This is a genomic window from Methylobacterium sp. 001424705, from assembly GCF_059816145.1.
The window spans coordinates 72779-89793 of the sequence record NZ_JCBANU010000019.1; the positions used below are offsets into that span (position 1 = coordinate 72779).

At 66.2% G+C, this 17015-nt stretch carries 9 protein-coding genes; 4 read left to right on the forward strand and 5 right to left on the reverse strand.

Translation table 11 applies throughout. The features are described from left to right. Positions 1-71 precede the first annotated feature (71 nt). From AC6EUL_RS15135 to AC6EUL_RS15155, 5 genes are all read right to left on the reverse strand, one after another. A complete protein-coding gene (locus AC6EUL_RS15135; RefSeq protein WP_499871027.1) occupies positions 72-3452 on the reverse strand; it encodes a maltotransferase domain-containing protein in 3381 nt (1126 codons plus the stop codon). A gap of 169 nt (positions 3453-3621) precedes the next feature. Further along, entirely contained in the window at positions 3622-8523 is a 4902-nt protein-coding gene (locus AC6EUL_RS15140) for a malto-oligosyltrehalose synthase (protein WP_499871029.1), read from the reverse strand. Beyond that, positions 8523-10325 carry a malto-oligosyltrehalose trehalohydrolase gene (treZ, locus tag AC6EUL_RS15145; protein WP_499871075.1) on the reverse strand — a complete coding sequence of 601 codons (1803 nt, stop codon included), beginning with the start codon at positions 10323-10325 and terminating at the stop codon, positions 8523-8525. Before treZ ends, AC6EUL_RS15140 begins: the two co-directional genes overlap by 1 nt. A gap of 496 nt (positions 10326-10821) precedes the next feature. Next, positions 10822-12921 carry a glycogen debranching protein GlgX gene (gene glgX / locus AC6EUL_RS15150; protein WP_499871031.1) on the reverse strand — a complete coding sequence of 700 codons (2100 nt, stop codon included), beginning with the start codon at positions 12919-12921 and terminating at the stop codon, positions 10822-10824. Positions 12922-12988: 67 nt separating this feature from the next. After that, complete coding sequence (locus AC6EUL_RS15155) at positions 12989-14410, reverse strand: alpha,alpha-trehalose-phosphate synthase (UDP-forming) (protein ID WP_499871033.1); 1422 nt, start codon at positions 14408-14410, stop codon at positions 12989-12991. 413 nt (positions 14411-14823) lie between these two features. Here AC6EUL_RS15155 and AC6EUL_RS15160 point away from each other — a divergent pair, with 413 nt between their 5' ends. The 4 genes from AC6EUL_RS15160 (at position 14824) to AC6EUL_RS15175 (ending at position 16896) form a co-directional block, all read left to right on the forward strand. Then, positions 14824-15303 carry a hypothetical protein gene (locus AC6EUL_RS15160; RefSeq protein ID WP_156394190.1) on the forward strand — a complete coding sequence of 160 codons (480 nt, stop codon included), beginning with the start codon at positions 14824-14826 and terminating at the stop codon, positions 15301-15303. Positions 15304-15313: 10 nt separating this feature from the next. Beyond that, positions 15314-15709, forward strand: coding sequence for a phage holin family protein (locus AC6EUL_RS15165; RefSeq protein WP_056217248.1), 396 nt, complete (start codon positions 15314-15316; stop codon positions 15707-15709). Continuing rightward, complete coding sequence (locus tag AC6EUL_RS15170; protein ID WP_499871036.1) at positions 15706-16098, forward strand: DUF3618 domain-containing protein; 393 nt, start codon at positions 15706-15708, stop codon at positions 16096-16098. Before AC6EUL_RS15165 ends, AC6EUL_RS15170 begins: the two co-directional genes overlap by 4 nt. A gap of 69 nt (positions 16099-16167) precedes the next feature. Then, a complete protein-coding gene (locus tag AC6EUL_RS15175; protein ID WP_499871038.1) occupies positions 16168-16896 on the forward strand; it encodes an ElaB/YgaM/YqjD family protein in 729 nt (242 codons plus the stop codon). Positions 16897-17015: the final 119 nt, after the last annotated feature.

Consider the following 17015-nt stretch of genomic DNA (forward strand, 5'->3'; position numbering starts at 1 on the left):
CGCCGACAATCGGGCGACACGACGACGGCCCGCCTGGGCCGCCGGGTTTTTTGCTGACACGGGCACGCGGCTTACGCAACCCGGCTCGGGGCGCGAAGGCGCCAGATCACCGCCGAGCGCTCTGCGGGATCGAGAGCGATCCGGTGCGATTTCCCACGCAGCGCGAACTTGTAGCCGAGGAGCAGATCCTCGACCTCGACCGCGCCGTCATCGGGCTGTCCGAGCAGCCAGAGCGGCACCTCGTAGGTGCATTCCTGACGGTTGCGCGGGTCGAGGTTGACCAGCACGAAGATGCAGTTGTCCCCGTCCGGCGTCACCTTGGCGTAGCCGATGATCTGCTCGTTGTAGGCGCCGGTGAAGACGACGTTGCGGAAGTCCCATAGGGCCGGGTTGTCGCGCCGGATCTGATTCAGCTTGATGATGTGGTCGCGGATGTTGCCGGGGCGGTGGTAGTCCCAGGCCTTCAGCTCGTACTTCTCGGAGTTGAGGTATTCCTCCTTGCCTGGGTAGGGCTCGGCCTCGCACATCTCGAAGCCGTTGTAGATGCCCCAGACGCTCGACAGCGTGGCGGCGAGGGTCGCACGCACGACGAAGCCCGCCCGTCCACTGGTCTGCAGGTAGATCGGATTGATGTCCGGCGTGTTGGCAAAGAAGTTAGGGCGATAATATTCGCCCATCTCTCCGGCTAGCTCGGTCGAATAAGCAATCAGATCCTGCTTGGTGTCGCGCCAGGTGAAGTAAGTGTAGCTCTGCTGATAGCCGGCCTTGGCAAGCTTCTTCATCATCTTCGGCCGGGTGAAGGCCTCCGCGAGGAAAATCACGTCCGGGTAGCGGGCATTCACCTCGGCGATCATCCACTCCCAGAACGGGATCGGCTTCGTATGCGGGTTGTCGACGCGGAAGATCCGGGCGCCGAGCTCGGCCCAGCCCATGACGATGTCGCGCAGCTCGATCCAAAGGGACGGCAGCGCGCCGCCGTAGAAGTGGACGTTGGAGATGTCCTCGTACTTCTTGGGCGGATTCTCGGCGAACTTCAGCGTGCCGTCGGGGCGCCACTCGAACCATTCGGGGTGGTTCTTGATCCAGGGATGGTCGGGCGAGCACTGGATCGCAAAGTCGAGGGCGATCTCCATCCCGTAGGCGTGGCTCGCCGCCACGAGGCGGCGGAAGTCGTCGAGGGTGCCGAGATCCGGGTGCACGGCCTCGTGCCCGCCCTCTTCGGAGCCGACCGCGTAGACCGAGCCCACATCCCCGGGCAGGGCCTTGAGGGTGTTGTTCTTGCCCTTGCGGTTGGTCTTTCCGACGGGGTGGATCGGCGTGAAGTACAGCACGTCGAAGCCGAGTTCGCGGATCTCCGGCAAGCGTCGGATCACGTCGTCGAAAGTGCCATGGCGGTCGACGTCCATCGACTGGGAGCGCGGGAAAATTTCGTACCAAGCCGAGAATCGGGCGGCGAGACGGTCGGCGATCACCGGCACCTTCACCGGATAGCGCGAGAGGTTGTTGCGCGGGGCATGCCGACGGATCAGGTGCGCGTTGGCGGGCGCAAGCATGAGGTCGAGCTGCGCCGACGAGCCAGTCGGCTGCGCCGCGAGTTCGCGCACGAGCGCCTTCAGTCGGTCGCCGTCCGGGCCCTCGGCGTTCTCCACCGCGCCCATCACGAAGTCCACGCCCTCGATGGTCTCCAGACGGACGTCGACCCCGGCGTCGCGCTTCTTCAGGGTGTCGCGGACCCAGGACGAATAGCCATCGCGCCAGGCCTGGATCGTGAACTCGTAGCGGGCGTTGCGAAGGAGCGGGAAGTGACCGCCCCAGCGATCGTTGTCCACGAAGACCATGCGATCGGCCCGCCATTCGGTCTCGCCGACCACCCGCGAGAGAATCTCGGCGTCGATGATCTCGTGGCCGTCGCTGAAGATGTCGGCGGTGACGTGGACGCTCTCGCCGACGACGCGTTTGACCGCCGACCGACCGCCGTCGAGTTCCGGCATCACCGCCTCGATCACCACCCGTCCCTCACCGGTGGGCGTGCTCGGCTTCGGCTCAACCTGTACGTCCGCGCGCTCCGCGGCGAGAATGCGGACTTCTCCCGACGCCAGAGTCAGGGCGACGCCCGGGCGAAAATCGATGGGCTCCGCCTCAGGGGTCCGATCGACGAAATCGCCGAGCATGCCACCGGTCCGGGCCAGAAGGACACCGGGCTCCACCGGCACCGGAGCCTCCGTCGGATTGTACAGGACCAGCGTGGCGCTGCGCGCGGAGGCGCCATGTCCGGTGTCGAAGCGCAGCAGAGCCGCGTAGGGCGCGTCCGGCGAGGAGATGCGCGCTTGGGCGCCCTCAACGTTGGCAGCCGGAAGTTCGGCCCGCAGTGCGTTGATCGCTGCGATCCAAGCCGAGATGTCGATTCCGGTGTTCGATTCCCGCGCTTCCGGCGTCGTGTCGACCACGTGCAAGGCACGCTGGTAGCCCCATTCGTACCCGATCGGCATCAGCACACCGGCCGAGAAGAACGCCGACAGCGCATAGCGCGCCGTGAGATGACGGGCGATGGCCGCCGCGTCGCCGTCGAGGTCAGCCGCCAAGCGGGCCATGTCGTGGTTCTCGGGGAAAGCGATCGAGGGCGCGATGACGCGCAGGCGCTCGTACTGGTCCAGCGCCCAGGATGCCTTCAAGTCCCACCAGGCGAAACTGTTGAAGAGGTAATCGAACCCGGCGCCGGCGGTGGATTGCGCCTCCTCGAAGGTGCAGCCGAGTGTTTCGGCCGCGAACAGGCAATCCGGCTCCAGCGCCTTGGCAGCACCGATGAGGTCGCGCCACACCGTAGCCGGGACCTTGTAGGCGGCATCGCAGCGGAAGCCCTGGACGCCGAGATCCTGCAGCCGATTGACGTAGCCCGACCAGAGGGAGGTGAGTTCCCGACGCGCACCGTCCGAATGATAGTCGAGTTCGGCAAGATCGCCCCAGACCGTGCGAATCGACGGATCGTCGGGGTCGACCGCGTAGGGGCTCTCGATCTGGCCTTCGGCATCCCGCACGAACAGGTCCGGACGCTGGCTGGCAAGGGGGCCATCCATGGCGGTGTGGTTGATGACGAGGTCCGTCATCACGCTGAGACCGTGCGCCGCAGCAGCGGCGCAGAACCGACGGATCTGCTCGTCGTCCGAAGTTCCGTCCTGGTCGCGGAAACGCTCGTCCAGACGGTCCGGATCGGCCACGGCGTAGAGGCTGCGCGACCCACCGGTCTGGTGGAAGGGATTGAGATAGACCCAGTTGAAACCGAGGGCGGCGATCCGAGGCAGCTCGGCGGTCCAGGCGGACACCCGGCCGACGAGAAGCGGGAAGAGGTTGTAGATGCGGGGCCCCTCGGCCCGGGGCGCGAGGGCGGCGGGAAGCGGCACCTGACCGGCGGCGGTCCGCTGGGCGGCGGTCGTTGCGGGACTGGGTGCGTTCATGCGTGCTCCATTTCGTCTCTGCGTGCCCGGCTCTGGACCCCGGCAGGGACCGCTTGAACCGGAGAGCGGCTGTCCCGAGAAGGCGAAGCCGTGACGGGGAAGGCCGATCCCTCCCCCGTGTCGATCGTGTCGGTGCGCCCTCGCCATGCGGGACGCGTTCGACGCGCCGTCAGCGGATCCGCTTCAAGACGGCATAGGGCAGACGTGCGAAGGCCCGTCCGAGTTCGATCCGGCCATCCTCGGCAGCAATCTCGTCGCCGGTGACGAGATCGATCCAGGCCGAGGCCGGCGTCACCGCCACGCCCGTGCCCGCAAAAGCCTCACTTGACCAGAGTTCCTCGCCAACGAGGCCCGAGACAAGGCGCGGGACCGCCACGACGAGATCGCCCTCGCCCGTCGTCGCATCGGACCGTGTGAATGCGATGACATGCTCCGCCTGCGGACCGGACGCCGGAAGTGCTTGATAATCGGCGTCGGCGTAGAAGCTCGGGCGAGCGGCGCGATCGGCCAGAAGTCTGGCAAGAGTCGCCTGCTTGACGCGCCCGTCCGTCCAGTGTGCCAGCAGGTCGGCGGCGGGCAGGCCCTCCTCGAGCGCACGGGCCAGGGCCGGATAGTTCACGGGGCGCCGGTTGTCGGGATCGACGAACGAGAAATCCCAGAACTCGGTCCCCTGGTACGTGTCGGGCAGGCCCGGTAGGGTCGCCTTCAGCACGGTTCGGCCAAGACCGGCAATCATGCCGAGATGCGCAAGGCGCTTCGCGAAGGGGCGCAGCTGAGCCAGGAACGCCGACCCCGGCGCGATGAGCTGAGCGAAGAGGGCGTGGACCGCGCCCTCGTAGTCCTCGTCGACGTTGACCCAGCTCGACCGGCGCTTCGATTCACGCAGGGCCTTCTCGGCATAGGCGTCGAGGCGATGACGGAAATCCTCGATCGCCACGGGATCGTCCGTGTCCAGAAGCTCCAGCGGCCACGCACCGAGGATGGCCTGGAAGAACATCCACTGGTCGTTGGCGTCCGGCACCGGCTCCTTGTCGATTACCGTCAGGTGAGGCTGGGCGAGGTTCGTCCAGGCCTCCCACGCGGCGGCCCAATCCTGCGGGATTTCCGACAGGGCGAGCAGGCGGGAGCGGGCATCCTCACCGCGCTTGGTGTCGTGGGTCGCGGTTGTGATCATCGCGTTCGGCCAGTCGCGCGCCCGCGCCGCCTGGAGCGCATGGAAGTGCTCCGCGTCAAGGCCGTACTCGCCCGGATCGCCACCGACCTCGTTGAGGGCGAGGAGCTCCGCGAAACGGTAGAACAGCGTATCCTCAAGGCTCTTGGCCATCACCGGGCCAGTGAGCTGCTGGAAGCGGCGGCGGAAACGCAGGATCACCTCCGGGTCCGGCCTGCCCGGGCCCATCACGTCGATGCGGCCGAGCATGGCGTCGGCGGCGAAGTCGTGCACGGAGCGGTCCGGCAGCGCGCTCCAGCGCTTGGCCTTCTTCACCGCCGTCTTGATGAGGTGGATATCCTCGTCCTCGACATCGCTCTCGTCGAGGTCGCCCGGCAGGTAGCTGCGATAGGTCGGGAAGCGGGCGATGGTCTCGATGAGCGCCCGCCGGATGGCGTTCACCGAGAAGTCACGCGTCCGCCGGTCGGCATCGGCCACCGCCTTGAGGTCGGAGGTCATCACTTCGAGCTCGGAGGCGAAGCTGATCTCCAGGATCTCGGCCTTGGCGGCCCGGAGCATGAACTTGTAGGGCTCGTCGAACTGCGTCCGGCTCTCGTAGAGCCGGCGGATCTCGGCGCGCTTGCCCTTATCGACGAGAATACCGTCGAGCTGGTTCAGGACGTCGTAGCCGGTGGTGCCCGCCACGGGCCAGGGCCGCAGGCGCTCGCCGGGTTCGAGGATCTTCTCCACCACCACGTAGAAGCCCGGGCCGATGGCGGCCTGAAGAGCGCGCGCGTAGCCAAGGGGATCGGCGAGCCCGTCGATGTGGTCGATGCGCAGCCCATCGATCCGCCCGGCCGCGATGTGGTGGAAGATCGTCTCGTGCGATCGCCGGAACACGTCGGACTGCTCGACGCGCAGGCCGGCGAGGCCGTTCACGTCGAAGAACCGGCGATAGTTGATGTCGCTCGCGGCGATCCGCCAATGGGCGAGGCGATAGGATTGCTGCTCCAGCAGGCGGTGCAGCGGGCCGAAGCTGTCGGGGTGCCCCTTGGCGCCGTTGAGAAGCTTCAGCGTGCGGCCGATCGCGGCCGCGATGGCTGGCGAGGCCTCGACGGCCTCCACGAGGCGATCCTTCAATTCCTCGGCCTCAGCCGGGAAGGCGCGACGGCGCTCGTCGGTCGTTTCCTCGCCCATGAGGCGCAGACGCTCGGAGATGCCCAAGACTTCCAGGGCAGCTGCGTCCTCGATGTCGCCGAGGGCCGCGAGCGAGCGGTTCAGGATCGTCGGATACTGCAACGGGCAGATCGGGAATTCGTGCTCGTAGTGCCAGATGCTAAAGGCCCCCTTCTCCGGGTCGAACTTCAGCGCCAGAGTCCCCTTCTCCAGGGCCTCGCCGTAGCGGTCGCCGAGGAAGGGCACCACGAGCTTGTTCTTGGCGCCGAGCCGTGACCAGTCGATGTCGAAGGCCTCGGCCGAGGGGGAGAGGCCACCCCATTCAAGCACGGAGAGCCACCAGGGATTGTCGGCGCCGCCCACGCCCATATGGTTCGGGACGATGTCGAGGAGGAGCTTGAGTCCGGCACCGTGCAGCGCGTCCGAGAAGCGGACGAAGTCCTCCTCGCCGCCGAGCTCCGGGTTGATGGTGGAGTGGTCGACGATGTCGTAGCCGTGCGTCGAGCCAGGCCGGGCCTTCTGGATCGGCGAGGCGTAAACGTGGCTGATGCCGAGCTTGGCAAGGTAGGGGACGATCTTCTCCGCATCCGCGAAGGTGAAATCCTTGTGGAACTGAAGGCGATAGGTCGATCGGGGGGGAGCCGATGCGAGGCGCGCGGCGCCCGAGCGCGGCCCGCGATCCTCCGCGGCAAGGGAGGCGGCGAGCTTGGCGAGGGGCCCCCCTGGGGCGGCGATACTCTCCAGGGTGCGATCGAGCTTACGCCGCCAGTTCGGATAGCCTTCCGTCGAGCCGGGGACGTTGGCTTGGGACAGCTCGGACACGACGTCTTCGTACTGGACCGCCGTCAGCATGGACGGCGCGCGCCCAAGATAACGGGCAGCAGCCTCGAACGGCGCGGCCTCGGGCGGATCATAGCTCGGCAGCAGCTGTTCAGCAGCGAGCGCCTCGGTGAGGCGGGCGCGCTCCTCGACGCGCTCGCGTCGCTCCGCATCGGCCCGCTCGGAATCGTAGAGGCCCAGCGCCTGACGCGTGTCGGTGTCGACGCCCCGCCACCATCCGACGAACGTCGGCAGGTCGTGCGTGGTGATGGCCGTAAGGGCATCGCGGGGATAGGCTGCCGGGGGCTTGAAGCGGGCGCCCTGCTCGCGCTCGAAGGCGAGGATCCGGTAGCTCAGGATGCCTGCCTGCATCAGGGCGTCTGAAAAGCCCTCCGGCGCAGTACCAAGATCTTCCGCGATCACGAGGCACTTGGCGCGGTGGCTTTCCAGGCGCAGGACCGCGAGCATCGGCTCGAAAGGCATCGCGACGTAAGCCCCCTCCTTGGCCGAGCGTCCGACCGGGATCAGGAACAGGCGCGCGAGCTGGAAGGCGTGGTCGATCCGGATCGCGCCGGCGTGGCGCATGTTCGCCACCACCAGGGCGCGGAAGGCCGCGAGCCCGTCGCGCTCCATCTCCAGGGGATGGAAGGCTGGCAGGCCCCAATCCTGACCCTTCGGCGCCAGAAGATCCGGCGGTGCCCCGATGGAGACGCCGTTCGCGAACCGCTCGGGATGCGACCAGATCTCCGAGCCGCCGCGGTCGGCGCCGACGGCGAGATCGCGGTAGAGCCCGAGACGCATGCCGGTGGCGAGCGCGGTGTTGGATGCGTCCTCCAGTTGGCGATCCGCAAGGTACTGCAGCCAGATGTGGTAGGTCACGGTCTCGGCGTGGGCCTCGGCGAAGGCGCGCACGGCGGGCGTCCCGTTGCGGCGCATCTCCTCCGGCCAGTCACCGAGCCACTGGGCGCCCTGTGCCTGATAATGCTCGGCGAGCGCCTCGAAGGTGCCGTGGGCTTCGAGATCCGGGCCGCCGGCGGCCCGGAAGGCGGTAAAGCCCGCGTCCATCCCGTCGCGCGCCGCGGATTCCTGCCAGAGGGCCTGAAGCACCGGCGAGAGCACGGCCCAGATGCCAGCATGCTCGACGAGCTTGGCCTCGCGCAGGCTCTCCACGCGATCCGCCATGGAGGCGAGGAGAGCGGCCGCCTTCGAGCCGACGAAGCCCGGCAGGACACCGGGCTCGATGAACAGGGTCTCGAGAAAGAGCCGTGACGACGGCGAGTAGGGCGAGATCTTGGTGCGGTCGGTGGCGAACAGCGCGTGGACGGGGCTGAGGCCCAGGAAGGACGCACCGCGCAGGCCCGCAGCCCGCGCTGCCCGCCCCGCATCGGCGTAAGAGCCGATCCCGAGGTTGTCGGGTGAGCGCAGGCCATAGAGTTGTGCCGCGAGCCCCCAATCGCGGGCTCCCTCATCGGCGTAGGCCCGCGGGCGCCAACAGCGCTGCGGCGCCGAGATCACCCAAGCATCCGAGCGATGCTCACCAAGCGCGACGGAGAGGCGGTGATAGCCGGGAGTGAGTGGCGGCAACTCGAAGCTGGAGCCCGTGACCGCGACACGACCCTCGCGGTGATGTCCACGCTCGTCGACCAGACGCCAGGACAAGGTCCTGCCGGCGCCTGCCACCTGGATCGGGACACTCGTGGCGCGGCGGGCTTCGGCTGGCAGCACCGGCGGGATCAACCCGCTCCGCACGGCCGAGACTTCGGAGAGGCTCGCGGCGATATCCGCATCGGTCTCGGCGGGATAGCCGAGGGCGGTGATCATCCCGCGCCGGACGTCAAGAGCGGTCTCCACCGGCTGCCCGAAGGCGTCGGTGTAGCCGGCGGCGACGCCAAGGAGGTCGGCGAGGCGTTCGAGGTCGCGGCTCATCAGTTCACACCCGTCAGGAAAACACCCGTCCAAGACGGAAGTACGATCGATCCGTTGCCCGACCCGCTCGACCAGATGACCTGACCGCTCCCACGCTCGACGGTAAAATCCTCGCTGCCGACATTGGCCACGAACCGAAGCCAGCCGCCCGCGTAGGTCCAGGTGCAGTCGACGATGTCGGGCCGCGGGAGGGTCGTCTTCGCGCCGAGGTAGCGGGTCTTCGTCAGCGGCACCACGCTCTGATGACGGATCTGAAGCAGGTTGCGCGTATCGGCGAGCACCGCGCGGTGCGGCGCATCCGAGCGCTCGGACCAGTCGATCCGCGAATCCGTAAACGTCTTCGCTTCGGTGGGGTCCGGGATCACCGACGTGTCGTCGGCGAAGGCGGCGAAGCTCTTGAACTCCCGGCGGCGGCCCTCACGAACGGCCTTGCTCAATTCCCCGTCCGGCGCGAAATCGACGAAAAACAGGAACGGCGCGGTCGCCGACCACTCCTCGCCCATCCACAGCATCGGTATCTGCGGGCTCAGGATCAGCCCGGCCCGGGCAAGCGCAAGCTTCTGCGGATCGCAGAGGTCGCTTAGTCGCTCACCCAACGCCCGGTTTCCGACCTGATCGTGGTTCTGCAGGAAGGTGACGAAGGCCGAGGGCGGCAGGTGGGCTGAAGGCTCGCCGCGCGGATGGTTGTCGAGGGTCGGGAACGGCTCGCCCTGATAGGCGAAGCCTTCCGACAGGCAGCGAGCCAGATGCTCAACCGGCTTGTCGGCGAAGCTAGCATAGTATCCGGCATCCTCGCCGGTCAGCAGCACATGCCAGCAATGATGCAGATCGTCGGCCCATTGTGCGTTGTGCTGGATCGCCTCACCCCGCGGATCGCGCTCGAGCCAGCGGGCTTGGTTCGCTTCGTTTTCGAGAACAAGGTGAATGTGGCGGCCGGGCAGCCTTGCGCGGATCGTCTCAGCGAGTTCTCCGATGAAGTGCTTCTCGGAATCGTCGAGAATCGCATGGACCGCGTCGAAGCGCAGACCGTCGAAATGAAACTCCTCGAGCCAGTACAGGGAATTCTCGATGAAAAAGTCGCGGACAACGCGTCCGCTGGTCTCGCCGTCGAAATTGATTCCGGCGCCCCAGGGCGTCTGGTGTCGTTCGGTGAAGAAGGTCTTGGCGTAAGCGTTGAGGTAATTCCCAGCCGGGCCGAAATGGTTGTAGACGGCGTCGAGGAAAACCATCAACCCGAGGGCGTGCGCCTTGTCGATGAGGCGCTTCAGGTCGTCCGGTCGGCCGTAGACGCTGTCCGGCGCGTAGGGCAGCACCCCGTCGTAGCCCCAGTTGCGGGTGCCCTTGAAGTCGGCCAGCGGCAATAGTTCGATTGCCGTGATGCCGAGGTCGCGCAGATCCTCGAGCTTGCCCTCCAGCGCCGCGTAGGTGCCTTGCGGCGTTGCCGTCCCGACATGGAGTTCGTAGAGCACGACCTCCTCCCAGGGGCGTCCGGTCCAGGCGCCGTCGGTCCAATCGTAGGCGCGCGGATCGATCACCTCGCTGAAGCCGGAGACGTCGTCGGGCTGAAACCGCGATGCCGGATCCGGTACGACGAGATCGCCGTCGATGCGATAGCCGTAGCGCGCACCACCGCCGGCGTTCGGAACCGTGAGCCGGCGCCAGCCTGCACCGGCTTCCGGCATCGTATGGTCGGCCCCGTCGAGCACCAGGCTCACTTCCTGAGCCGTCGGCGCCCAGAAGGCGAAGCGAACCCCGTCCTTCGTCACTTCGCTGCCGAAAGCCATGCTGTGGGCGCGCCGCATCAAGCCACCATCTTCCGTCTCTCGCACGCTTCGGGGGGACATGAGCGTCCGTCGCACCTTGCAGAAGCCGGCGCGCACCGTGTTGTTCCCTGCGGGATCACCGTCGAGGTAAGGCGTGGCTCGGCAGCGACAACCACCGGCCGAAAGAGTTTTGTGCACCGCACCGGCTTCTCGGCGTCGATACGGGCACGGTCCGACATTTGCGTCATGCGCGACGGACACGCTCGCCCCTGCTCTGAGATCCGAAATGAAAGAGACTGTTGCAGTCCTGGTCCTGGGGAGGGCCAAGCTCAATTTCGCCCGGAAGGGTCAGGCAGAGCGATGCTGGGACGCCGACGGCGCCGACGCCCACCCGACCTCCGAATGCGCTTTGCTGCCGCTTTCCGATTCCGAACGCGAAGAGTTCCTCGAACAAGCGCGTCATGAGCTGTGCCATGAGGGATCGGCGGGATGAGCCCTCGTCCGAGCCCCGGCGACGATTTCGATCCGCCTGCGCTTATCCCCGATAGGCCGAAGCCGGCCTCGCGCGCAGGACGTAAATTGCCTGCGAATCGAGGCGGATCCCGGCCCCTGGCGGAAACAGAGCCTGTCCGGCCGGTACCGCACCGGTCTGTTTGGTGGTGTCGAAAACGAGCGTCCAGGGGCCGCCGATGATCGGCGCCAGGGTGAAGTCGCAGGGCTCCTCAGCCGCGTTGACGAGGATCAGCAGGCGATCCGCCTGCGGTAGGTCGTTCCCGATCTGCATGCCGAAGGCTTGCCGCTCGGAATCCGCCCAATCGCAATCCGCCATCTCAGTCCCGCCCGGGGCAAGCCAGTGAACGTCCCGTAGCGGCCCGTCATCGACCAGTGCTCCAGTGAGATAGTCGCGCCGACGAAGGGCGGGCTGCTCGCGGCGAAGGCGTGTCAGGTTGCCGACGAAGGTCGTGAGGCTGAGATCGGGATCGTTCTCCCAGTCCATCCAGCTGGTTTGATTGTCCTGCGCGTAGGCATTGTTGTTGCCGCGTTGGCTGCGCGAGCGCTCATCGCCCATGAGCAGCATCGGCACGCCCTGCGCGAGGAACACTGTCGCCAGGAGATTGCGCTTCTGACGGGCCCGCAGGTTAAGGATGACTGGATCGCTGGTCTCGCCCTCGACGCCGTAATTACGCGAGAGATTGTGTCCATGGCCGTCGCGATTGTCCTCACCATTCGCGAGGTTGTGCTTCTCCTCGTAGGCTACGACGTCGGCCAGGGTGAAGCCATCATGAGAGGCGGCGAAGTTGATGCTCGACAGCGGCCACCGCCCGGAGGCCGCGAAGATTTCGCGTGAGCCGGAGAGACCCTGCGTGACCTTGGCCAGGGTGCCGCGATCGCCGCGCCAGAAGCCCCGGATGCTGTCGCGGAACTGATCGTTCCACTCGCTCCAGCCGCGGGGATAGCCGCCGAGCTGATACCCCCCTGCGCCGATGTCCCAGGGTTCGGCGATCATCTTCACCTGGGCGAGGACGGGATCCTGCGCGACGGCCTGAAAGAAGGCCGCCTTGGGGCTGAAATCATACGGGTTGCGACCGAGACTCGTCGCCAGATCGAAGCGGAAACCAGCGACGCCGTAGGCGGTCACCCAGTGCCGCAGGGAGTCGAGCACCATCTGCATGACGCGCGGATGGTCGAGGTCGAGGGTGTTGCCACAGCCGGTACAGTCGATTTCCTCGCGGCGATTGTCCGGTTTCAGCTTGTAATAACTGGCGTTGTCGATGCCGCGGAACGACAGGGTTGGGCCGGTGTGATCGGCCTCCGCCGTATGATTGTAGACGACGTCGAGGATCACTTCGATCTCGGCGGCGGCGAGCTCGCGGATAGCCGCCCTCAGGCCACCGATGCCGGCCGGGCCGCGGTAGCGTGGATCGGCGGCGAAGTAGTTCAGGGGCGAGTAGCCCCAGAAATTCACGAGGTTCTTCTCGACGAGGAAACGGTCGTCGGCGAAGGATTGAATCGGAAGGAGCTCGATGGCGGTGACGCCGAGTTTCAGAAGATGCTCGATGATCGCCGGATGGGCGAGTGCCGCATAGGTCCCGCGTGCCGCCTCCGGCACGTCCGGATGGGTCTGCGTGAGTGCCTTGACGTGCGCCTCATAGATCACCGTCTGCGACAGCGGTCGTCGAACCGGGCTCACCGCGAGGTCGGGCACCTCCGGCGGCGCCACGATGCCACGTGGCATGAATGCGGCACTGTCGCGCCGGTCGATCTGGTCCGCGCGCTGGAGTCCGCGGCGGTGACCGTAGAGCGAATCATGCCAACGGATGCGGCCTTGAATGTCTCGGGCATAGGGGTCGAGCAGCAGTTTGGCTGGATTGAAGCGGTGGCCCTGAGCCGGATCCCAGGGACCGTGGACGCGGTAGCCATAGAGCTGGCCCGGGAATACGCCGCGCAGGTAACCGTGCCAGACGTCGTCGGTGCGACAGGGTAGCCGAATTCGACGAGTTTCGTGGCGCTCGCCAGGATCGAATAGGCACAGGTCGACGGCCGTGGCATTCTGCGAAAACAAAGCGAAGTTGACACCGCGCCCGTCGAAATGCGCGCCGAGCGGCGCCGGCACGCCGTCATCGACGCCGATCATGTGGTCAGTTGCGATCAAGAATCTGGTGTCGTCCCGGGTTTAGGCGTCGCCGGACGACGCCGACAGATCATTCCGCAGCGGCGGCGGTACGGGGCGGCTCACGCTCGATCGTTCGAAAGTTCTCGAGTTCCGCCATGAAATTACGCGCCCACCAGTCAACATCCTCGCGCGTCATACGCTCGACCATGGGCTTCCAGCGATCGAGGCGCTCACCGCGTGGCATGTAGAGCGCGGTACGAATCGCCTCCGCGACTTCGAAGCGGTCATAGGGATTGACGAGAAGCGCCTCGGGCAACTGTCGGGCCGAGCCAGCGAATTTCGACAGCACAAGAACACCGGGATCCTCTTCTGTCTGCGCGACGACGTACTCCTTGGCGACAAGGTTCATCCCGTCGCGCATCGGCGTAACGAGACCGACGCGTGCAGCCCGATAGAGGCCGGCGAGGACAGGACGGGGATAGGCCTTGGTGACGTACTGGATCGGCGTCCAGTTCGGCTCGCCCAGTGTTCCGTTAATGTGTCCGACGGTCTCGTTCACCTCGCGGCTAAGGTCCTCGTATTCCGGAACTTCGGTCCGGGATTTCGGGGTGATCTGAAGATAGACCACGTTCCCGCGCTGGTCCGGGTTGGAGGCGAAGAAACGGTCCACCGCCTCCATCCGCTCCGGCACACCCTTGGAATAATCCAGGCGGTCGACGCCGATCAGCAGCTTGCGCGTCCGCAGGCCCGCCATCGTCTCGCGAACGGTACGGTTGGACCCGGCATTCTCGGCCGCTTCCTTGAAGCCGGCCACATCGATCCCGATCGGGAAGCTGCGGATGCGCGTGCGGCGGCCGTCCACCATGAGGGAGCCACCGCCGAGGGGAATCGCTCGAAGCTCGTCGATGAGATTGCGTGTCAGGTTGTGGACGTCCGGATCGGTCTGCAGACCGATCAGATCGTAATCCGCGATGCCGCGCAGAAGATCGCCACTGGCGGGGAGCGTGTTGAACACGTCTGCCGCCGGCCACGGGATGTGATGGAAGTATCCGATCGGATTGGCGATCCCGAGCCCGCGAAGCTCGGAAGCCAGGGGCAACAGGTGGTAGTCGTGCACCCAAATGATGTCGTCGGGTTCGACGAGGTTCGCGAGAGCTCGGGCGAAGATGCGGTTCACACGCTGATAACCGGCATAATCGGAGCGCGAGAAGGCTCCAAGGCCGAGCCGGTAATGCATGATCGGCCAGAGGGCGCGGTTGGCGAAGCCGCTATAATACTCCCGATGGTCCTGCGGTGACAGATCGACCACGGCGTAACTGATATGCCCCCGATCGATCAGGGTCGGTTCGCTGGATGGATTCTCGACGACATTGCCGCTCCAGCCGAACCAGAGGCCTTCATAGGCGGTGAACGCCTCTTTGACGGCCACCGCGAGGCCACCTGCCGCAACGGCTTTTCCCCCTTCCTCGGGGATTGCAACGCGGTTCGATACGATGACGAGACGTGCCACGAAGCCGGCTCCGGTCCTCACGGGTCCCGCGCAGAATTGCGCGCGACCAGACTGATACATTGGGTGAACGCGCGGAAGCCGAGCGCGATCCGTCGGTGCAGCCAAGCGCGTTCGATGGACCCGGGTCAAGACCTGAATGCGTGGGGTTCACGGCAAATAAACCCACTTCAAAACCCGTCCTGTCTCATTCCGGCGCCCGGCGTTGCATCTCGCAGACATCGCCGAACACCCTACCGAACACCGCAACGCTCAAGCTTTCGCGCCTTGCCAGACCGCGGCTGAACGGAGCCTGACGCCGGTCGTCCCAGGCCTCGTCCGAGACGCGGTACCCCAAGGCGGAACCCTGTCTCTTCCGCTGCTGTTTAACCGTCGCAAATGCCGTTTCTTTTCAACTCGTGCCGAGGAGTCTCACCGTGACCGCAAACCAACCCCCAGGCCCCATGGGCGCGGAGCCGGCGAACCAGGCGGCCGATTGGAAGGCTCTGCGCGGCGATGTCGAGGGGATCGCAGATGTTGCGGCGGAGCGTGGCCGCAGCTTCGTCGAAGCGGCTCGTTCGCACGCAACCGACTACATCGACCAGCGCAAGGGCGACGCCGCGCGCTCCGTGACCGACCTCGCGACGTCCGTCCGGGAGTCCAGCAAGACCTTCGAGGCGCAGCCTAACATCAGGGCCTTCTTCGACAGTGCCGCCGATGGTCTCGAGCATCTCGGCACTTCGATCGAGGAACGCAGCTTCTCGGAATTCTACGAGGATGCAGAAGCGTTCGCACGGCGCGCTCCCGTGGCGGTCGCGGTCGCGACTTTCCTTACCGGCTTCGTGGTGGCCCGCTTCATCAAGTCGACGAGTGCCGCACCTCTGAACAGTACCCATCCGACCTCCCATCGCCTCTGAGGACCGTTCGATGACCACCGGTCCGCAATCCAGTATCCAGGGCCTGATCGGCGACGCCCTGCGGGAAACCAACGAACTTGCGCGGAAGGAGATTGCCCTCTTCCGCAATGAGATGACCAGCAACGTCCGAGCGCTGTTCATCGGCCTTGGGCTCCTCGTCGGCGCCGCCGTCTTCGGCGTCGTCGCTCTCTTTGTCCTCGTCGACGCCTTGGTGAAATGGCTTGCCACCATGGTTCACTCGGAGGCCCTCGCCGCCTTGATCGTCGGCGGCGTCCTCCTCGTCGTCGCTGTGGCGCTTGCCTTGATCGGGCGAAATGCCATGTCGCTCTCGACCCTCGCCCCCGTGCGTACGACCCGCCAAGTCCGCGAGGACGCCCGTACATTGTCTGAGAGGGTCTCGGGATGACCGAATCGTTGAACGATCTGGAGAAGGACATCGAGGCGAGCCGTGCCCGTCTCGACCAGACCATTGACCAAATTCAAGAGCGGCTTTCAGTCTCCAGCATCGTCGACGAGATGCTAGGCAACGCTCGGCGTACGCCGCTCAGCGGCGCCTATGACGGGGCTCTGGAGGCGGTGCGGCGCAATCCGGTTCCGGTGCTCCTCATCGCCGCCGGACTCGGCTGGCTTATCCACCGCATGTCGACCAACCAGACGACGCCGGGAATCCGCCGGCGCGCGCGCCTCGCGGTCGACGGCCTTCCGGTGACGAAGACGGGCGCCGACCGCGTCTACGATCCGGATCTTCCGACGCAGCATCCCGTCAACCATCTCGCCAGCGAAACCCAGATTTAGGCCCTCGCGGACAACCGCACGTGACCCGATCCAGCCCATGCGGCCTTCGGCGACTCTCAGGAGCAACCCATGAGTTCGACCCAGAAACCCGGTGACGAGCACCGCTCGCTCCCCGACGATATCGCTCTCGCCGCCGGAATGCCGCGCGGCCATCAGGCCGAAGGCTCCCTGCACGATGTGCCGAGCCCGGGCTCCCACCACTCCGGCACCGAGGCACACAGCATCTACACGACGGAGGGCAGCCATGGTTCCTCGACCACCGACGAGGTGAAGGCCCGCGCCAGCGACCTCCGCGACCGCGCGGCTGAGACCGCAGGCGACGTCCGCGACCGCGTTTCCGACACGGTTCAGGACCTGCGTGAACGGGCTTCGGATGTTTACGACGACGCCCGAGGCTGGGCATCGGACACCCGCCAGGAGGGGCGCCGCCGCATTAACGATCTCAGCGAGCGTAGCAGTGCGCGCCTCCAGGATGGCCGCTCGGCCGTCGAGGACTTCGTATCTGAAAACCCACTCCTCGTTGGCGTCGTTGGACTCGCGGCCGGTCTCCTCATCGGCGCCCTGCTTCCGCGGACCCGCACCGAGGACGAGAATGTCGGTCCCTGGGCGGACGAAGTGCGTGACCAGGGCCTTCGCTACGCCCGCGACGTCACCCATCGCGGACGGGACTTCGTCGCGAGCGCCCTCGATCCAGAGAACCTCAACGCCGCCGTTCAGCGGGCCGCCGGCAACGAGCAGCCGGAGACCGGCGCTCCGGCACAAGCTCGGTCACCATCCTCCGCGCCTAAGGCGCATTGATCGATCACGCGGATCTTTCGAGTCAGGCATGAAAGGGGCGGCACGAAATCGTGCCGCCCCTTTCCACATCGAGGATTTCGAACGACTCGACGACGCGGAGCCCAGCCGGTATCGCAAAG

Excerpts from the sequence above, each read along its gene's own strand:
- treZ (WP_499871075.1), bottom strand. The coding sequence starts at position 10,325 with ATGCGGCGCGCCCACAGCATGGCTTTCGGCAGCGAAGTGACGAAGGAC.
- AC6EUL_RS15170 (WP_499871036.1), top strand. The coding sequence starts at position 15,706 with ATGACCGAATCGTTGAACGATCTGGAGAAGGACATCGAGGCGAGCCGT.
- AC6EUL_RS15140 (WP_499871029.1), bottom strand. The coding sequence starts at position 8,523 with ATGAGCCGCGACCTCGAACGCCTCGCCGACCTCCTTGGCGTCGCCGCC.
- glgX (WP_499871031.1), bottom strand. The coding sequence starts at position 12,921 with ATGATCGGCGTCGATGACGGCGTGCCGGCGCCGCTCGGCGCGCATTTC.
- AC6EUL_RS15165 (WP_056217248.1), top strand. The coding sequence starts at position 15,314 with ATGACCACCGGTCCGCAATCCAGTATCCAGGGCCTGATCGGCGACGCC.
- AC6EUL_RS15135 (WP_499871027.1), bottom strand. The coding sequence starts at position 3,452 with ATGAACGCACCCAGTCCCGCAACGACCGCCGCCCAGCGGACCGCCGCC.
- AC6EUL_RS15175 (WP_499871038.1), top strand. The coding sequence starts at position 16,168 with ATGAGTTCGACCCAGAAACCCGGTGACGAGCACCGCTCGCTCCCCGAC.